This is a genomic window from Amycolatopsis sp. 195334CR (assembly GCF_017309385.1).
Lineage (GTDB): Bacteria > Actinomycetota > Actinomycetes > Mycobacteriales > Pseudonocardiaceae > Amycolatopsis.
The window spans coordinates 1,707,015-1,721,494 of the sequence record NZ_JAFJMJ010000001.1 but is presented as its reverse complement, the minus strand read 5'-3'; the positions used below and the strand labels follow the sequence as shown (position 1 = coordinate 1,721,494).

General features: G+C 70.0%; 17 protein-coding genes. 10 read left to right on the top strand and 7 right to left on the bottom strand.

All coding sequences use genetic code 11. The features are described 5' to 3' along the window. The first annotated feature begins 23 nt into the window (after window positions 1-23). From JYK18_RS08370 to JYK18_RS47480, 4 genes are all read left to right on the top strand, one after another. Window positions 24-221 carry a hypothetical protein gene (locus JYK18_RS08370; RefSeq protein WP_153028958.1) on the top strand — a complete coding sequence of 66 codons (198 nt, stop codon included), beginning with the start codon at window positions 24-26 and terminating at the stop codon, window positions 219-221. A 99-nt stretch (window positions 222-320) separates the two neighbouring features. Next, entirely contained in the window at window positions 321-1,715 is a 1,395-nt protein-coding gene (locus tag JYK18_RS08365; RefSeq protein ID WP_206801551.1) for an NAD-dependent malic enzyme, read from the top strand. Next, window positions 1,712-2,197: a cyclic pyranopterin monophosphate synthase MoaC gene (gene moaC, locus JYK18_RS08360; protein ID WP_206801550.1), complete on the top strand. Its 486-nt coding sequence runs from the start codon at window positions 1,712-1,714 to the stop codon at window positions 2,195-2,197. The genes JYK18_RS08365 and moaC overlap by 4 nt, the downstream gene beginning before the upstream one ends. Then, window positions 2,194-3,177, top strand: coding sequence for a molybdenum cofactor biosynthesis protein MoaE (locus JYK18_RS47480; protein ID WP_206801549.1), 984 nt, complete (start codon window positions 2,194-2,196; stop codon window positions 3,175-3,177). Before moaC ends, JYK18_RS47480 begins: the two co-directional genes overlap by 4 nt. Before the next feature lie 582 nt (window positions 3,178-3,759). On the opposite strand, the gene JYK18_RS08350 is transcribed toward JYK18_RS47480, so the two are convergent. The 4 genes from JYK18_RS08350 to moaA all read right to left on the bottom strand — a co-directional run bounded on the left by JYK18_RS08350 (window position 3,760) and on the right by moaA (window position 6,981). Further along, on the bottom strand, window positions 3,760-4,404 hold the full coding sequence (locus tag JYK18_RS08350) for a transglycosylase family protein (RefSeq protein ID WP_206801548.1): 645 nt from the start codon (window positions 4,402-4,404) through the stop codon (window positions 3,760-3,762). Window positions 4,405-4,779: 375 nt separating this feature from the next. Beyond that, window positions 4,780-5,610: a phosphatidylinositol-specific phospholipase C/glycerophosphodiester phosphodiesterase family protein gene (locus JYK18_RS08345; RefSeq protein WP_374194997.1), complete on the bottom strand. Its 831-nt coding sequence runs from the start codon at window positions 5,608-5,610 to the stop codon at window positions 4,780-4,782. Between the two features lie 46 nt (window positions 5,611-5,656). Continuing rightward, window positions 5,657-5,917 carry a MoaD/ThiS family protein gene (locus JYK18_RS08340; RefSeq protein ID WP_153028963.1) on the bottom strand — a complete coding sequence of 87 codons (261 nt, stop codon included), beginning with the start codon at window positions 5,915-5,917 and terminating at the stop codon, window positions 5,657-5,659. Then, complete coding sequence (gene moaA / locus JYK18_RS08335) at window positions 5,917-6,981, bottom strand: GTP 3',8-cyclase MoaA (RefSeq protein WP_206801547.1); 1,065 nt, start codon at window positions 6,979-6,981, stop codon at window positions 5,917-5,919. The genes JYK18_RS08340 and moaA overlap by 1 nt, the downstream gene beginning before the upstream one ends. Before the next feature lie 92 nt (window positions 6,982-7,073). Between moaA and JYK18_RS08330 the strand changes: the two genes are divergently transcribed. From JYK18_RS08330 to JYK18_RS08315, 4 genes are all read left to right on the top strand, one after another. Continuing rightward, the gene (locus tag JYK18_RS08330; protein ID WP_206801546.1) at window positions 7,074-7,472 is read left to right on the top strand and encodes a molybdopterin-binding protein; all 399 of its coding nucleotides are present in this window, start codon (window positions 7,074-7,076) and stop codon (window positions 7,470-7,472) included. A gap of 71 nt (window positions 7,473-7,543) precedes the next feature. After that, a complete protein-coding gene (locus JYK18_RS08325; protein WP_206801545.1) occupies window positions 7,544-8,341 on the top strand; it encodes an HAD-IIA family hydrolase in 798 nt (265 codons plus the stop codon). Between the two features lie 36 nt (window positions 8,342-8,377). Further along, window positions 8,378-9,196 carry a metallophosphoesterase family protein gene (locus tag JYK18_RS08320; RefSeq protein ID WP_206801544.1) on the top strand — a complete coding sequence of 273 codons (819 nt, stop codon included), beginning with the start codon at window positions 8,378-8,380 and terminating at the stop codon, window positions 9,194-9,196. A gap of 239 nt (window positions 9,197-9,435) precedes the next feature. Then, the gene (locus JYK18_RS08315) at window positions 9,436-10,356 is read left to right on the top strand and encodes a TauD/TfdA family dioxygenase (RefSeq protein ID WP_206801543.1); all 921 of its coding nucleotides are present in this window, start codon (window positions 9,436-9,438) and stop codon (window positions 10,354-10,356) included. Here JYK18_RS08315 and JYK18_RS08310 read toward each other — a convergent pair. Beyond that, window positions 10,353-10,835 (bottom strand): hypothetical protein, encoded by a 483-nt coding sequence (locus JYK18_RS08310; RefSeq protein ID WP_206801542.1) that lies wholly within the window; start codon window positions 10,833-10,835, stop codon window positions 10,353-10,355. The two genes, JYK18_RS08315 and JYK18_RS08310, sit on opposite strands and share 4 nt — an antisense overlap. Before the next feature lie 151 nt (window positions 10,836-10,986). On the opposite strand from JYK18_RS08310, the gene JYK18_RS08305 reads away from it, so the two are divergent. Then, a complete protein-coding gene (locus tag JYK18_RS08305) occupies window positions 10,987-11,547 on the top strand; it encodes a snapalysin family zinc-dependent metalloprotease (protein WP_307795824.1) in 561 nt (186 codons plus the stop codon). 28 nt (window positions 11,548-11,575) lie between these two features. Here JYK18_RS08305 and JYK18_RS08300 read toward each other — a convergent pair whose 3' ends face one another. Then, window positions 11,576-11,950 carry a YccF domain-containing protein gene (locus tag JYK18_RS08300; protein ID WP_206801541.1) on the bottom strand — a complete coding sequence of 125 codons (375 nt, stop codon included), beginning with the start codon at window positions 11,948-11,950 and terminating at the stop codon, window positions 11,576-11,578. A 26-nt stretch (window positions 11,951-11,976) separates the two neighbouring features. Next, a complete protein-coding gene (locus tag JYK18_RS08295) occupies window positions 11,977-12,747 on the bottom strand; it encodes a PhzF family phenazine biosynthesis protein (protein WP_206801540.1) in 771 nt (256 codons plus the stop codon). Window positions 12,748-12,797: 50 nt separating this feature from the next. Here JYK18_RS08295 and JYK18_RS08290 point away from each other — a divergent pair, with 50 nt between their 5' ends. Continuing rightward, window positions 12,798-14,441 (top strand): AMP-binding protein, encoded by a 1,644-nt coding sequence (locus tag JYK18_RS08290; RefSeq protein WP_206801539.1) that lies wholly within the window; start codon window positions 12,798-12,800, stop codon window positions 14,439-14,441. Window positions 14,442-14,480 lie beyond the last annotated feature (39 nt).

The following is a 14,480-nucleotide window of genomic DNA, read 5'->3' as shown; positions in this document are numbered from 1 at the left end:
CACTGGACCCGCGAGTTCGAACCATGGAGGACGACGTGGCGAAGGCCAAGACCGGTAAGAAGAACGGCATCGACCCCACCTGGCCGCACGTGGCCGAGGGGGAGCACCCGGTGTCCGAACTGGCCGCGGACCGCCAGGGCGCGCTGTCCCCGTTCGGCGACGTGACCTTCCCGCTGGACTCGGTGCCCTACGTGCACCCGCGGACGGAGATCAACAAATAGCGGTTACCGGCTGGTAAACCGGCAGATCGCCAGTGTCGGCGATCACGGGGCTAGGGTTCTGTGCACCACTGTTCCAGCGCAGATCGCGGGGGTTCTCCCATGCCGGTTCCCGGTCCCGGATATTCGATCACCGTCCGTGTCGAGGCACCCTCCTCGGCGAGTGCGGCGGGTGACCTGACCAGCGCGGTGGGCCGCGTCGGCGGCGTGCTCACCGCGTTCGACGTGGTCGAGTCGCACCCCGCCTCGATCGTGGTGGACATCAGTGCGAACGTGCTGTCGGCCAACCACGCCCAGGACATCACCGAGGCGCTCGACGCGCTGCCGGGCGTCCGGGTGCGGAAGTTCTCCGACCGCACCTTCCTGATCCACCTCGGCGGCAAGATCGAGGTCACGCCCAAGGTCGCGCTCCGCAACCGTGACGACCTCTCCCGCGCCTACACCCCGGGTGTGGCCCGCGTCTGCCAGGCGATCGCCGCCAATCCCGAGGACGCGCGGCGCCTGACCATCAAGCGCAACACGGTCGCCGTGGTCACCGACGGCTCGGCCGTGCTCGGCCTCGGCAACATCGGCCCGGCCGCGGCGCTGCCGGTGATGGAGGGCAAGGCGGCGCTGTTCAAGAAGTTCGCCGACGTCGACGCCTGGCCGGTCTGCCTGGACACCCAGGACACCGAGGAGATCATCAGCATCGTCAAGGCGCTGGCCCCGGTCTACGCGGGCATCAACCTGGAGGACATCGCCGCGCCGCGCTGTTTCGAGATCGAGGCGCGGCTGCGCGAGCTGCTGGACATCCCGGTCTTCCACGACGACCAGCACGGCACCGCGATCGTGGTGGTCGCCGCGCTGCGCAACGCGCTGCGCGTGGTCGGCAAGCGCATCGAGGACTGCAAGATCGTGGTCAGCGGGGTCGGCGCGGCCGGTTCGGCGATCATCCGGCTGCTGCTGCGCAAGAAGCCGGCCGACATCGTGGCCGCCGACATCGACGGCATCGTGCACTCGGCCCGCGGCAACCTCGACGACAACCTGACCGAGATCGCCGCGGCCACCAACAAGGACGGCATCTCCGGCACCCTGCATGACGCGCTGGTCGGCGCGGACGTGTTCATCGGGGTGTCGGCGCCGAACCTGTTCGGGGCCGAGCAGGTCGCCACGATGAACTCCGACGCGGTGGTGTTCGCGCTGGCCAACCCGGACCCGGAGATCGACCCGCTGGAGGCCCAGCGGCACGCCGCGGTGGTCGCCACCGGCCGCAGCGACTACCCGAACCAGATCAACAACGTGCTCGCCTTCCCCGGCGTCTTCCGCGGCCTGCTCGACGCGCACGCCCGGCACATCGACGACGAGATGCTGCTGGCCGCCGCCGACGCGATCGCCGACGTGGTGGACGGCGACCGGCTCAACGCCTCGTTCATCGTGCCGAGCGTGTTCGACTCGGCGGTGGCGCCGGCGGTCGCGGAAGCGGTGAAGAACGCGACGCGGGTAGTCTCCGGCGGGTGAGCGAACTTACGCACGTCGACGCGGCGGGCGCGGCTCGCATGGTCGACGTCTCCGGCAAGGATTCGACGGTCCGGATCGCCTACGCCAGTGGCGTGGTGCGCACCACCGAGGAGGTGGTCGGGCTGCTGTCGTCGAACGGCCTGCCCAAGGGCGACGCGCTGGCCACCGCGCGGATCGCCGGGATCATGGGTGCCAAGCGCACGCCGGACCTGATCCCGCTGTGCCACCAGCTGGCGCTGTCCGGGGTCGAGGTCGAGTTCGCACTGGGCGCGGCGGAGATCCGGATCCTGGCCACGGTGCGGACCAAGGACCGCACCGGGGTGGAGATGGAGGCGCTGACCGCGGTGGCGGTGGCCGGGCTGACCGTGCACGACATGATCAAGGCGGTGGATCCGGCCGCGACGCTCGACGAGGTGCGGCTGGATCGCAAGGAGGGCGGGAAGACCGGCCTCTGGGAACGTCCGGCGGGAGGCGCCCGGTGAAGCGTGCGGCGAGGGTGATCGTGGCGTCCAACCGGGCGGCGGCCGGGGTGTACCCGGACCGCACCGGCCCGGTGATCGTGGACTGGCTGGCCCAGCGCGACTACGAGGTGCCGGAGCCGATCGTGGTCGAGGACGGGGAGCCGGTGGCGCGGGCGCTGCGGGCCTGCCTGGCCGAGGACGTGCACGTGGTGATCACCACCGGTGGGACCGGCATCTCGCCGACCGACCGCACGCCGGAGGCGACCACGTCGGTGCTGGACTACCAGCTGCCGGGGGTGGCGGACGCGGTGCGGGCGGCCGGGCTGCCCGAGGTGCCGACGGCGGTGCTCTCGCGGGGGGTCGCCGGGGTGGCTGGGCGGACGCTGGTGGTGAACCTGCCGGGGTCCCGAGGTGGGGTGAAGGACGGTCTCGGGGTGCTGGAGGGCGTGCTGGACCACGCGGTCGAGCAGCTGCACGGGGGCGACCACGTGACTGCCACGTCGGCTGCGTCGGGCACGTCGGGCATGTCGGGCACGTCGGGCATATCGGGCACGTCGGTCGCTCCGGTCGCCGCCGGGGCGCGCATCGCGCTGGCCGCCGTGACGGACGCCCCGATCTCGGTCGAGGAGCACGCCGCCTTGGTCGGCGACGACGCGGCGGGTGCCGTGGTGACCTTCTCGGGCGTGGTCCGCGACCACGACGGCGGGAAGGGCGTGCGGGGCCTGGTGTACGAGGGCCACCCGAGTGCCGGGGACGTGCTGGCGCGCGTGGTGTCGGAACTGGCGACGCGGTTCGAAGGCGTGCGGGCGGTGGCGGTGAGCCACCGGATCGGCACGCTGGCGATCGGTGACGTGGCGCTGGCGTGCGCCGTGGCCGCCGACCACCGGCGGGAGGCGTTCCTGGCGTGCTCGGACCTGGTGGACGAGGTCAAGGCGCGGCTGCCGGTGTGGAAGCACCAGACCTTCACGGACGGCACGGACGAATGGGTCAACTCCCCCTGAGGGCTTGGCTGACCTGACCGCCCGACGGCTCACGCGCCGCATCGGGTGGCTGAACGCTCTGCTGGCTGGATCCGACCCCCAGCTCGAATCTCGCATTCGGGCGGCTGGATGCCGCATGGAACGCATGGGGGCCCGCTCAAGGGCGGCATCAGGCGGCTGAATGCCGCCTCGGCGCCTGGTGGCCGCTCGCGGCGGTATCGGGTGGCTGTGGGCTGCCGGGTGCATCCGGCAGCTTGCTCGCGACCTGTGTTCGGCTGGCTGAACGCCGCCTCGGGCGCTTGGCGGCCCGCATTCAGCGGCTGATGGCTGCCGGAGGCCTCTGGGCCCCACCTGCGGGCCGTATTCGGGTGGCTGAGGGCGGCTCTCAAGCCTCCGCATTCCCCACTGAAGGCGTAACCATCGACCCCGCGGGGAAATCGGTTGCTGGGGCCGGGATTCAGCGGAGCGGAATGGCGGCGCTCAGTAAATGCGCGGCGACGTTATGTTGTTGAACGCACGAAAAGGTCCCACCGCCCAGGGGATTGGCGGTGGGACCTTTTCGCTTGTCACGGCGTTATCGGGCCGTGATCGCGCACGCTGGTGTCACTTGGTGGCGATCTTCTGGCCGACCACGATGAAGTCCGCGTTCGGGATGAACTCCTTGTTCAGCTCCTGCAGCTTGGCGAACCCACCCTCGACGCCGTGCGCCGACGCGATCTTCGACAGGGTGTCGCCCGCGACCACGGTGTAGTCACCGGCCGGGTTCGACTTCGCCACGCCGGTGGCCACCGGGGCCGACTGCTGGACCGGGGCCGACTTCGGGGCGCTCTTCTTCGCCGCCGGGGCGCTCTTCTTGGCCGAGCCCTGGGTGTTCTTGCCCTTGTAGCTGGCGGACGAGCCACCCTTCTTGCCACAGGTCGGCCACGCGTTGATGCCCTGACCAGCCTTGACCTTCTCGGCCACGGCGATCTGCTCCTCGCGGGAGGCGTTGTGGGCGCTGCCCTTGCCGCCGTAGGCCTTCCAGGTGCTCGGCGAGAACTGCAGGCCACCGGAGTAGCCGTTGCCGGTGTTGGTGGACCAGTTGCCACCGCTCTCGCACTGGGCGATCGCGTCCCAGTTGGTGCCTTCGGCCTGCGCGGGGGTCGCGGCGATGGCGAGCGGGGCGCCGACCGCCATACCGGCGATCGCCACGCGGGCGATGTGCTTGGTGGCGGCGGACATCTTGCGGTGCTTGCCTCGGTAAGCCATTGGTTACTACTCACTTCCCGCGCCTGCTGAACATCGGGGGGTTCGTGTCGTCCCTGTCCGGAAGTTTTCTTTCGCTCGGGGTATGGGCCGGGATTCCGCCGGACAGGGTTCGGCGCTTCGGAATCCCGGTGTTGCTCTGGTCGGTCGGGGCCAACCGAAAAGCGACGGTACGTAACCTTCGGCGTGATCGGAAATTATTCGAGGTGTGACCTGCATCACTGTAACAGCGGGCAACCTCTGACGATTCCGGTGTTTTCGCAGCTCAGGTGGCCGTTACCGGGCCGTTTCCTTCTCGAGATAATTCACTGATCGTGAGGCTTGGGTCACGTGTAAAACGCATCCGTAGGCCGTTAGTGCACTTACGCACAAAGTGCGTTAATCCCGGAGGAAGGCCGCCAGCCCGGCCAGGTCGTCGGTGTTGATGTGGTCCACACCCGCGTCGGCGAGTTCGGTCCAGATCGCTTCACGGGCCGGTCCTGGCGCGTCCGGCGTGGCCCAGAACCGCACCCGCTGGCCCGCCGCGTGCGCGGTCGCCACGATCTCGGCCAGCCGGGCCCGCTCGGCCGCAGGGAACGGGCCCTCGCCGGTCCAGGTGAACAGCTTCGTCCAGTTGTCCGAGACCAGCGGCACCAGGCGGGCGTCGGAACCGGGCCCCAGATCGTCCTGAGCGGCGATGCGGCCGTCGTAGAAGGCCAACCGGTCCCGCTGCCCCGCCAGCACCTCTCGCGGCCGGTTACCGGACAGCACGACCTCGACGGCCTTGTCCCGCACCCAGCCGTCCCGGTAGGCGGTGAAGAGGAAGGAGTACCGCGGGGACGCCAGCACCTTCGCGAGCGCCGCGTAGGTGTCCTCGGCGCCGCTCTTGAGGTCGACCAGCAGCTGGAACGGCACGCGCCGCGGGTAGACGTGCCCGGAGTTCCGCAGCACCCGCTCCCGCAGCGGCTCCAGGTACAGCGACTCCAGCGTGCGCTCCGGGGTCACGTCCGCCAGGTCGTGCGCCACCAGCAACTGCCCGTCGACCAGGTAGATGTCCGCTTCGACGCTGGTGAACCCGTGGTCCAGCGCGTCGTGCAGCGGCCGGTCGTGCTCGTAGTCGTTGTGCGCGTGCGCCTGTGCCAGCGGCTTCACCCAGTGGGAAGCCGACGCGGGCGTGGCCAGCCCGGCCACGGCGAACGCGGTCAGCAGGAGCACGAGGAGGCGGCGCATGCGCGACAGCCTCGGCGAACTCGACGTCCGGTGGGTGACGCCCGGGTTAACCACCGGCGAAAGGCGGCAGGACGTCCAGCTCGGCCCCGTCGGGCAGGCGGAACGACGTGTCCCGCACCGCGACGCCGTCCAGCAGGAAGCTGGCCACCTCCAGCACCTTCGGCAGCCGCTCCGGGTGCCGCTGCCGCAGCTGCTCGACCGCCTCGGCCACCGACGAACCGGCCGGGAGCGTGAGCACCTCGCTGTCCACTCCGGTGGCGGCCCGCGCCGAGGCGAAGAACCGCACTTGGACCGTGGTCACCCGCATCAACCGCCGATCGCGCTCATCGGCCGGATCGGCTGCGCGAACCCGGCCTCGTTGATCTCGTGCCCGGCCAGCTTGCCCCACATGGTGTCGCGCCAGGCGCCCGCTATCTCCTCGTCGCGCGCGCCCGCGCGCACGAGGGCCCGCAGGTCGGTCTCGTCGTTGCTGAACAGGCAGGAGCGGACGGCCCCGTCGGCGGTCAGCCGGGTGCGCTCGCAGGCCGAGCAGAACGGCCGGGTGACCGAGGCGATCACGCCGACGTCACCCGGGCCGCCGTCGACCAGCCAGCGCTCGGCCGGCGCGCCACCGCGCGGCGCTTCGCTCGGGGTCAGCTCGAACTCCGCGCCGAGCAGGTCGAGGATGTCGGCCGCGGTGATCATGCCGCGGCGGTCCCAGCCGTGCTGCGCGTCCAGCGGCATCTGCTCGATGAACCGCAGGTGGTAGCCGTTGTCCAGGCAGAACCGCAGCAGCGGCGCGGCCTCGTGGTCGTTGACCCCGCGCATCAGCACCGCGTTGACCTTCACCGGCGACAGCCCGGCGTCGCGGGCGGCGGCCAGGCCCTCCAGCACGTGCCGGAGCCGGTCCCGCCTGGTCAGCCGGGCGAAGGTGTCGCGGTCGATGGTGTCCAGGGACACGTTGATCCGGTCCAGCCCGGCCGCGACCAGGCCCTCGGCCCGCTTCGCCAGGCCGATGCCGTTCGTGGTCATCGACAGCCGGGGCTTCGGCCGCAGCGCGGACACCTCGGCCACGATCCGCTCGAGCCCCGGTCGCAGCATCGGCTCACCGCCGGTGAGCCGGATGTCGGTGACCCCGAGCAGCTCGACCGCGATGCGCAGCAGCCGGAGCAGCTCGTCGTCGGTGAGCACCTGGTCGCCGGGCAGCCAGTCCAGGCCCTCTTCGGGCATGCAGTAGGTGCAGCGCAGGTTGCACTTGTCGGTCAGCGACACCCGCAGGTCGGTGGCCACCCGGCCGAACGAGTCGATCAGCCCGGGGTGGTCGGGCCGGGGTTCGGCGGGGTTCTGCCGCTTCCCGGATGGTCGGGGAATGCCAAGATCTACCGCCGTCACGCTGCCCAGGGTAGTGCCGATCCCGACGATCAGCGGTCAAGCTTCGGACGAGCCCGTAGCGCATCCGCATCTGCGGGTTTAGCCTCCTGCTCATGCCGCAGTTTCGGTTGGCCGAGGTAGCCCGCTTGCTCGGGGTCAGCGACGACACGGTGCGCCGGTGGGTCCGCGCCGGCCAGTTGACCGCCGTCGACGACACCAGCGGCCGCAAGGTGGTCGACGGGGCCGAGCTGGCCGCCTTCGCCAGGGCGCAGGCCGACGAGCCGCCGGACCCGTCGCGGGTCGGGCGGTCCGCGCGCAACCGGTTCGTCGGGCTGGTCACCGAGGTCGTCCAGGACAAGGTGATGGCGCAGGTGGAGATCCAGTGCGGGCCGCACCGGGTGGTCTCGCTGATGAGCACCGAGGCGGTCACCGAAATGGGGCTGAAACCCGGCTCGCTCGCGGTCGCCGTGGTGAAGGCGACGACGGTGATCGTCGAGACGCCCAACGGCTGAAGGCGCTGTCCGCCTGGATCACGAAGCCCATCGACCAGCCTCACCGGACAGCGCCTAATAAGGTGGCGCCCATGAGCGACGAACCGCGTTGGAGCTATCTCAGCGACATGGACGGGGTGCTGGTCCGCGAGGAGCACCTGGTGCCCGGCGCCGACGAGTTCCTCGCCGAGCTGCGCGCCAACGACATCGGCTTCCTGGTGCTGACCAACAACTCCATCTACACCCCGCGCGACCTGCGCGCGCGGCTGGCCAGGACCGGGCTGGACGTGCCCGAGCAGGCCATCTGGACCTCCGCGCTGGCCACCGCCGAGTTCCTGCACCGCCAGCGCCCGAACGGCTCGGCCTTCGTGATCGGCGAGGCCGGGCTGACCACCGCGCTGCACGAGGTCGGCTACGTGCTGACCGACCGCGACCCCGACTACGTGGTGCTCGGCGAGACCCGCACCTACAGCTTCTCCGCGATCACCAGGGCGATCCGGATGATCGAGGCGGGCGCCAAGTTCATCGCCACCAACCCGGACGCCACCGGCCCCAGCCTGGAGGGCTCGATGCCGGCCACCGGCTCGGTCGCCGCGCTGATCGAGAAGGCCACCGGCCGCCAGCCCTACTTCGTCGGCAAGCCGAACCCGCTGATGATGCGCTCGGCGCTGCGGGCCCTCGGCGCGCACTCCGAGCACACGCTGATGATCGGCGACCGGATGGACACCGACGTGCACGCCGGGATCGAAGCCGGGCTGGAGACCATCCTGGTGCTCACCGGGATCTCCACCAGGGAGACCGCCGAGCTGTACCCCTACCGGCCGACGCGCGTGCTCGACTCGGTGGCCGACCTGATCGGGCGGACCAAGGATCCCTTCGCGCAGGGGTGACGAACCTCTCCAGTGAGCAGGCCTTATCTTCAGGGGATGAACGATGCCGGTGCGGCGGGACAGCCGACCTATGTGGTGGGTGACGTACACGGGCATCGTGAGGGGCTGACCGAGGCACTGCTGGCGAAGGAGCTGGTGGACGCCGACGGCGACTGGGCCGGCGGCAAGAGCTGCGTGTGGTTCCTCGGCGACTTCGTCGACCGCGGTCCCGACGGCGTCGGCGTCATCGAGCTGGTCATGCGCCTGCAGGAGCAGGCCGCCGAAGCCGGTGGCCAGGTGCACAGCCTGCTCGGCAACCACGAGATCCTGCTGCTCGGCAGGCACCGCTTCGGCGACACCGAGGTGCCGTCGGACTTCGGCCCGCGCAGCTTCGGCCGCAGCTGGGAGATCAACGGCGGCCAGCCGTCGGACCAGGAGAAGCTGACCGACGAGCACATCGCGTGGCTGGTCGAGCGCCCGCTGCTGGCGCACGCCGAGGACTACCTGCTGATGCACTCCGACACGCTGGAGTACCTCGAATGGGGTGCCGACGTCGAGGAGATCAACCAGAACGTCGGCGAGGTGCTGGCCGGCGACGACATCTCCGAGTGGTGGGAGGTGTGGCGCCGGATGACCACGCGCTACGCCTTCCGCGGGCCGAACGGGCCGGAGATCGCGCAGCTGCTGCTGGAGCGGCTCGGCGGCGAGCGGATCGTGCACGGCCACAGCGTGATCGCCGACCAGCTCGGCATCCACCCGGCGCAGATCGAGGCGCCGTACCTGTACGCGGGCGGCAAGGTGCTCGGCGTCGACGGCGGCCTCTTCGTCGGCGGCCCCTGCCTGATCGTGCCGCTGCCCTGGGAACCGGAGGACTAGGGACTCCTCCCAGCGTGTGGGAGATATTGACCATCGTCCGGACGCGGGTCCATAGTTCCTCGTATGTCCGAAGCCCAGGGTCACCGTTGTGTTGTCCCGCGGCCTAGGCGGTCTCCTCACCGCCTGGTCGGTATCGGCGTCTGCGCGCTGCTCGTGCGCCGCGGCCGTCTCGGCTCCCCGCCGAGGTAACGCGCTCTTCCCGCGTTAGTACCGATCCCTTCGCACAGTGAGGAAATGCGTTGTCTGTCGACCTGCCGATTCGTGCTGCCCTGCGCACCGCGCGCGTTCCCGCCGACGGAATCCTGGAAGGCCCGCGCGTGCTGCACCGCGGGGAATCCCAGCCCTACGAACTGTTCTCGCTGACCCCGCTCGGCGCGGTGATCGGCGCCGAGATCGACGGCGTCGACCTCGGCGCCCCGCTGACCGGTGAGCTGCGGGCGGAGCTGAACCGCGCGCTGCTCGAGTGGAAGGTGCTGTTCTTCCGCGACCAGGACATCACTTCCGAGCAGCAGCGGGCGTTCGCGCGCAACTGGGGTCCACTTGAGACGAACCCGTTCATCCCGACCGGGGACAGCGAGCAGGTGACCCGGTTCGCCCGCAGCGCCTCCATGCCCGGGTTCGAGAACATCTGGCACACCGACGTCACCTTCCGGCCGGCGCCCGCGCTCGGTTCGGTGCTGCGGTTGATCGAGGTGCCGCCGCTCGGCGGCGACACCATGTGGGCGGACATGGCCGCCGCCTACGACAACCTGCCCGATGAGGTGCGCGCGCGGATCGACGGGCTCACCGCGGTGCACGACTTCATCCCCGGCTTCGAACGCTTCTCCGACGCGGACTTCCTCGCCGCCAAGCAGGACGAGTTCCCGCCGGTGGAGCACCCGGTGGTGCGCACGCACCCCGAGTCCGGCCGCCGCATGCTCTTCGTGAACCAGGCCTTCACCACGCACATCGTCGGACTGGAGCGCGAGGAGAGCGACCGGCTGCTCCGGTTGCTGTTCCAGCAGGCGCACGTGCCGGAGTTCCAGGTGCGGTTCAAGTGGCGGCCGAACTCGGTGGCGTTCTGGGACAACCGGGCGACCCAGCACTACGCGGTGAACGACTACTTCCCGCACGCACGGGTGGCCGAGCGGGTGGCCATCGCCGGCGACCGTCCTTTTTAGACGACTGACGTGGTGGCAGCGACCCCGGCCGGCTTCCACACGATGCAGTTCGGGCCGTAGTTGAAGGTGGCGGGCGTGTAGGTGACCTGACCCTTGGCGGGGAAGGAAACCTGCGCGCTCGCGCCGGTGAAGCGCATCTTCTCGCCGGGCTGGACCTCGGGATTGGTCAGGCCGGGCGCGGTGATCGTGCCGGTGGCCGCACCACCGAGCTTGAAGCTGCCCCAGCCGGTGTAGGTGCCGGCCGGCGAGTGCGTGGTCCAGTCCTTCACGCCGGTGTACTCGATCGTCACCGTGGCGGTCTGGCCCTGCGACACGGTGGCCGGCGCGGTGATCGTCGTGCGGTACTGCACGTCCCAGGCGACGATCCCGCCACCGACGGCGCAGTGGTAGTCGACGGTCACCGTGCCGGCGGCCGCGGGCGTCGCGCCCAGCACCAGCGTCGCGGCGGCCGCGGTCAGCAGAACGAGGAGTTTGCGCATGGTTCCTACGTTCGGCCGGAATCGGCTCGCCACGCGTCCTCTGGCCTGCGGTTCCTCAATTCTGTGAAAACCTCGGTCTTGAGGGTTTCGGGTGGGAGCGGTTCTCTCGGAACAACGGAAGAACCCGTATCCCCCCCGTGAGGAGTTCCAAGTGTCGACGAGGAAAACCTTCAGATCGGTACTGGCCGCGCTCGCCCTGTTGTTCCCGCTCGTGCTCTCGCAGGTCGCCACGAGCATGCCCGCCTCGGCAGCCGAAATCGCCGTGCGCACGGTGTACTACGACTCGAGCGGCGCGGCGGAGTTCAAGGACGCCGTGGACGCCGGCGCCGCGGTGTGGAACAACAGCGTGAAGAACGTCCGGCTGGTCAAGGGATCGCCCGCGTCACTGGTCATCGTCGCCGACAACGGCTGGCCGCGGGCGCAGACCTACTCGCTCGGCCGGGGCAAGATCTGGTTCGGGCGGCAGGCGGTCAACCAGGGCTACAACACCACCCGCATCGCCGCGCACGAGATCGGCCACATCTTCGGCCTGCCGGACCGGCGGACCGGGCTGTGCCAGGACCTGATGTCGGGTTCGAGCGCACCGGTGTCGTGCGCCAACCCGAACCCGAACGCCAAGGAGAAGGCCGAGGTCGAGGCCAACTTCGCCGGTTCGCGCGCGGCCGCGGACTTCCGGGGCTTCTACGACGAGACCCCGGTAGCCGCGTTCTGATCCGTTCCCGGTGCCGTGGAAGCCACCTTCACGGCACCGGCACGATCTCCTTGCCCAGCGGGACCAGCGCGACCGGGATCATCTTGAAGTTCGCCACGCCCAGCGGGATGCCGATGATGGTGATGCACAGCGCCAGCCCGGTGACCAGGTGCCCGATCGCCAGCCACCAGCCCGCGACGATGATCCAGATGATGTTGCCCAGCACCGAGGCCACCCCGGACCCGCGCCGGTCGACCAGCGTCCGGCCGAACGGCCACAGCGCGTAGTTCGCCATCCGGAACGAGGCGAGGCCGAACGGGATGGTGATGATCAGGATGCAGCAGATGATCCCCGCGATGGCGTAGCCCACCGCCATCCAGAAGCCGCAGAGCACCAGCCAGATGACGTTCAGGATCGTCTTCATGTCCCCATTGTCCCGTGAAGTCCGGGTCAAGCGCTGAGTTCGCCGGAGAACACGGTCACGGCCTGGCCGGCCAGGGTGACGCGGTCCCCGTCCAGTGCCACACGCACGACTCCACCACGTGGTGACGCCTGCTCGCCGACCAGTTCGTCCCGGCCGAGGCGGGCGGCCCAGTAGGGCGCCAGCGTGCAGTGCGCCGAACCGGTCACCGGGTCCTCGTCGACCCCCTTCGCCGGGGCGAAGAACCGGCTGACGAAGTCGATCCCGTCGCGGTCGCCGGGCGCGGTGACGGTCATCCCGCGGACGTCCGAGGAAGATATCGCCCGGATCGCGTCGAGGTCCGGCCGCAACCCGCGCACCTGCGCCGCGTTCTCGGCGACCACCAGCAGGTCGAACTTCCCCTTGGCGACGTGCTCGACGGTCACCCCGGGCAGCGCGGCGGCGGGGTCGACGGCCACCGCTTCGGACGGGTCGGCCGGGAAGTCCATCCGCACCCAGCCGTCGGCCGAGGTGCAGCGCAGGTCGCCGCTCAGGGTGCTGAACACCTGGTCGCCGCCGAGCACGTGCGCGGTGGCCAGGGTGGCGTGCCCGCACAGGGCGACCTCGGCGACCGGGGTGAACCAGCGCAACGGCTTGGCGCCTTCGGCGGTGGTGACCACGAAGGCAGTCTCGGAGTGCTTCAGCTCCGCGGCCACCGACTGCATCCAGGCTTCGTCGGCGGGGGAGTCGAGTAGCACCACGCCCGCCGGGTTCCCGGCGAAGGCGCGATCGGTGAACGAGTCCACGAGGTACATCCGCATACTCCGATTTAAGCTGAGCAGTGCGTCACCGTCGACTCGCAGGAGGCCCCATGCCCGCCGTGCCAAGCTACTCCTCCGGAACCTCCGACGTGCCCCTGCTCGGCGACACCATCGGCGACAACCTGGCGCGCACGGTGGCCGCCTTCGGCGACCGCGACGCGCTGGTCGAACGGCTCACCGGCCGCCGGTGGACCTACGCCGAACTGGCCGCCGACGTGGACGCGCTCGCGCTCGGCCTGCTCGGCCTCGGCATCACCAAGGGTGACCGGGTGGGCATCTGGTCGCCCAACCGTGCCGAGTGGACGCTGATCCAGTACGCCACCGCGAAGATCGGCGCGATCCTGGTCAACATCAACCCGGCCTACCGCTCGCACGAGCTGAAGTTCGTGCTCAACCAGGCCGGGGTCCGGCTGCTGGTGGCCGCCGAGTCGTTCAAGACCTCCGACTACGCGGGCATGATCGAGCGGGTGCGGCCGGAGTGCCCCGGGCTGGAGCACGTGGTGCTGCTCGGCACGCCGGCGTGGGATTCCTTGCTGGACAACGAGGTCGATGCCGACCGGCTGGCCGAGATCGGCGCCACGCTCGGCGCGGACGACCCGATCAACATCCAGTACACCTCGGGCACCACCGGTTTTCCCAAGGGCGCCACGCTCTCGCACCACAACATCCTGAACAACGGGTTCTTCGTCGGTGAGCTGTGCGGGTACACCGAGGTCGACCGGATCTGCATCCCGGTGCCCTTCTACCACTGCTTCGGCATGGTGATGGGCAATCTCGCGGCGACCACGCACGGGGCGTGCATGGTGATCCCGTCGCAGGCCTTCGAACCGAAGGCGGCGCTGGAGGCGGTGCAGGCCGAGCGGTGCACCTCGCTGTACGGCGTGCCGACGATGTTCATCGCGGAACTGTCCGAACCGGACTTCGACAGCTACGACCTGAGCAGCCTGCGCACCGGGATCATGGCCGGTTCACCGTGCCCGGTCGAGGTGATGAAGCAGGTGATCGAGCGGATGGGCATGGCGGAGGTGTCGATCTGCTACGGCATGACCGAGACCTCGCCGGTGTCCACGCAGACGCGGGCGGACGATTCGGTGGAGCGCCGGGTGTCCACCGTCGGCCGGGTGGGGCCGCACCTGGAGGTGAAGGTGGTCGACCCGGAGACGGGGTTGTCGGTGCCGCGCGGGGAGCCGGGGGAGCTGTGCACGCGCGGGTACTCGGTGATGCTGGGGTACTGGGACCAGCCGGAGAAGACCGCCGAGGTGATCGACGCCGCGAGGTGGATGCACACCGGCGACCTCGCCGTGATGGACGACGAGGGGTACGTGAACATCACCGGGCGGATCAAGGACATGGTGATCCGGGGTGGGGAGAACGTGTACCCGCGGGAGATCGAGGAGTTCCTGTACACGCACCCGGATGTGCTGGACGCGCAGGTGATCGGCGTGCCGGACGCGCGCTACGGGGAGGAACTGATGGCGTGGGTGCGCCTGCGGGAGGGTGCCGCGGAGCTGACCGCCGAGTCGCTGCGGGAGTTCTGCACGGGGAAGCTGGCGCACTACAAGATCCCGCGGTACGTGCACGTGGTCGACGAGTTCCCGATGACGGTGACCGGGAAGGTGCGGAAGGTCGAGATGCGGGAGCAGGCGGTGACCCTGCTGGGCCTGGAGGCAGCCGCCTCCTCACGCCACGCCTGATCGGCGGCCGAATGCTATGAGTGGGGCATTACTAGCGTT

What these genes read in the sequence shown, in the direction of transcription:
- JYK18_RS08290 (WP_206801539.1), top strand. Translation starts at nt 12,798, where the DNA reads ATGCCCGCCGTGCCAAGCTACTCCTCCGGAACCTCCGACGTGCCCCTG.
- JYK18_RS08330 (WP_206801546.1), top strand. Translation starts at nt 7,074, where the DNA reads ATGCCGCAGTTTCGGTTGGCCGAGGTAGCCCGCTTGCTCGGGGTCAGC.
- JYK18_RS08370 (WP_153028958.1), top strand. Translation starts at nt 24, where the DNA reads ATGGAGGACGACGTGGCGAAGGCCAAGACCGGTAAGAAGAACGGCATC.
- JYK18_RS08340 (WP_153028963.1), bottom strand. Translation starts at nt 5,917, where the DNA reads ATGCGGGTGACCACGGTCCAAGTGCGGTTCTTCGCCTCGGCGCGGGCC.
- JYK18_RS08320 (WP_206801544.1), top strand. Translation starts at nt 8,378, where the DNA reads ATGAACGATGCCGGTGCGGCGGGACAGCCGACCTATGTGGTGGGTGAC.
- JYK18_RS08295 (WP_206801540.1), bottom strand. Translation starts at nt 12,747, where the DNA reads ATGCGGATGTACCTCGTGGACTCGTTCACCGATCGCGCCTTCGCCGGG.
- JYK18_RS08365 (WP_206801551.1), top strand. Translation starts at nt 321, where the DNA reads ATGCCGGTTCCCGGTCCCGGATATTCGATCACCGTCCGTGTCGAGGCA.
- JYK18_RS08300 (WP_206801541.1), bottom strand. Translation starts at nt 11,950, where the DNA reads ATGAAGACGATCCTGAACGTCATCTGGCTGGTGCTCTGCGGCTTCTGG.
- JYK18_RS08350 (WP_206801548.1), bottom strand. Translation starts at nt 4,404, where the DNA reads ATGGCTTACCGAGGCAAGCACCGCAAGATGTCCGCCGCCACCAAGCAC.
- JYK18_RS08345 (WP_374194997.1), bottom strand. Translation starts at nt 5,610, where the DNA reads ATGCGCCGCCTCCTCGTGCTCCTGCTGACCGCGTTCGCCGTGGCCGGG.
- JYK18_RS08325 (WP_206801545.1), top strand. Translation starts at nt 7,544, where the DNA reads ATGAGCGACGAACCGCGTTGGAGCTATCTCAGCGACATGGACGGGGTG.
- JYK18_RS08310 (WP_206801542.1), bottom strand. Translation starts at nt 10,835, where the DNA reads ATGCGCAAACTCCTCGTTCTGCTGACCGCGGCCGCCGCGACGCTGGTG.